At 52.2% G+C, this 1,862-nt stretch carries 1 pseudogene; it reads left to right on the top strand.

What is annotated here, in order from left to right:
* A pseudogene (locus HMPREF0183_RS11595) lies at positions 1-1,063 on the top strand (IS3 family transposase); the annotation flags it as partial.
* Between the last annotated feature and the right edge of the window lie 799 nt (positions 1,064-1,862).

The raw sequence follows: 1,862 nt of genomic DNA, 5'->3' as shown, positions 1-1,862 counted from the left end.
AGCAGGTTAAAGATTGGGTAGTGAAGTGGCGTAAGGGTGGCGATGAGTCGTTAAAGCCTAGGCCCATAGGCCGACCGAGAAAGTCGGGCAAGCCGAAGGTGCTTACTGAAGAAGACGCGCTACGGCGTGAAAACGAGCTGTTGCGGGCGGAGAATGCGTATCTAAAAAAATTGCGGGACTTAAGGGAACAGGGACACGCCTAAAGGTCCAGGCGATCGTCGCCCTTAAGTCTGACCACCGTTTAAGCGACCTTTTGTCTGTTGCTGGCATGGCCAGGTCGACGTTTTTCTACCACCAGAAACGTCTTACGAGTCCTGATAAACACGCAGTCCTGAAAACCGCGATTCGGCACAGCTTCGAATCCAACAAGCACCGTTACGGGTACCGCCGCGTGTGGCGCGACCTGCGTAACAAAGGCTGGGTGGTCAATCACAAGCTGGTATACAAACTCATGGACCAGATGGGGCTGAAAGCCAAGATCAGGCGCCGTCGACCGTATATCTCCTACGCGGACACGATCAGCCGTATCGCCCCAAACATCCTTGATCGCAACTTCACCCGGGATAAACCCAATACCGCCTGGGTCAGTGATATCACCGAGTTCAACATCGCCGGCCGAAAAGTGTACTTGTGTCCGGTCATGGACCTGTTTGACCGCACAATCATCTCCCACACCGTGTCAACCTCAGCAGCGACAACATTTGCCGTGGCATCGCTGAAAGAATCGATCACGGCCCAGGCCCCGGAACCTGGATGGATCATACATACCGATCAAGGATTCCAGTTCCGGCACATAGCCTGGCGCACCTTGGTCGAGAAACACGAGGGCAAAGTATCGATGTCTCGCAAGGGCAACTGCTACGACAACGCCGTAATCGAGAACTTCTTTAGCCACCTGAAAACAGAGATGTACCACGGCGAAACCTTCAACAACATCAAAGAGTTCACCAACGCAATCGATGAGTACATCAACTGGTACAACAACCAACGACTACAAGAAAGACTCAAAGGCCAAACACCCATGCAATACCGAAACCAAACCCTTCAAGCCCTAACCGCCTAAAATAAAACAAGTCCAACTTTCAGGGGCAAGTCCAGATCCACTGCGTTGAGTAAACGCCTGTTTTGTTCGTTTTGTTCACGTTTTCGGCCCAAAATCGGCCAGTTACCCAACACAGCAAGTCCAAAACCATTGTCTTGTGGTGGGTAACTGGGAGGTATAGCCCGCACTTCACCACACAAAAAATCTCGAGACATCGAGTGAACGATGTCCCGAGACTTCACAACGCCGTGAGTGCGGCGTCTGGTTCAGGACATCGTTCACCTTTAGTCACATGAACCCGCCAGCAGGTGTGTCACGACATCGTTCCGATCATGTGTCACGTCATCGTTCACACCCCGCGACCTTTACCCTTGAGCTTCTCTCCTGAACTAATGATGCTTACGCACCTACCACCACGGGCAGCAGGGTGACCGGAACAGGCACGTCCGCCTCGGGCCCCAGAACGTAAGTGGATACAGTCGAATCCGCCTACTGTAGCCACACGAAAGCCGTTTACTCTACAACCCTCGAACATGAGTGTAGAGTAAACACCACTTTTGTTCGTTTTGTTCACGTTTTCGGCCCAAAAACGGCCCGTTACTCTACAACCCTCGAGAAAAATGAACTTGGAGTGTAGAGAAAACCACCTAACGTGCTTGTCGCACAAGCGACACACCCGTCCCTTAAACACTGAGGGCCTATAACCCGAACTCGCCTCCAAAAGGGAACGATGACCCGACACATCAACACCTCTGAACACAAAAAATCTCGGGACATCGAGTGAACGATGTCCCGAGACTTCACACCGTACGCGAGGAGG

This window comes from Brevibacterium mcbrellneri ATCC 49030 (assembly GCF_000178455.1).
Taxonomy (GTDB): domain Bacteria; phylum Actinomycetota; class Actinomycetes; order Actinomycetales; family Brevibacteriaceae; genus Brevibacterium; species Brevibacterium mcbrellneri.
This window is presented reverse-complemented; position numbering and strand designations above follow the sequence as displayed.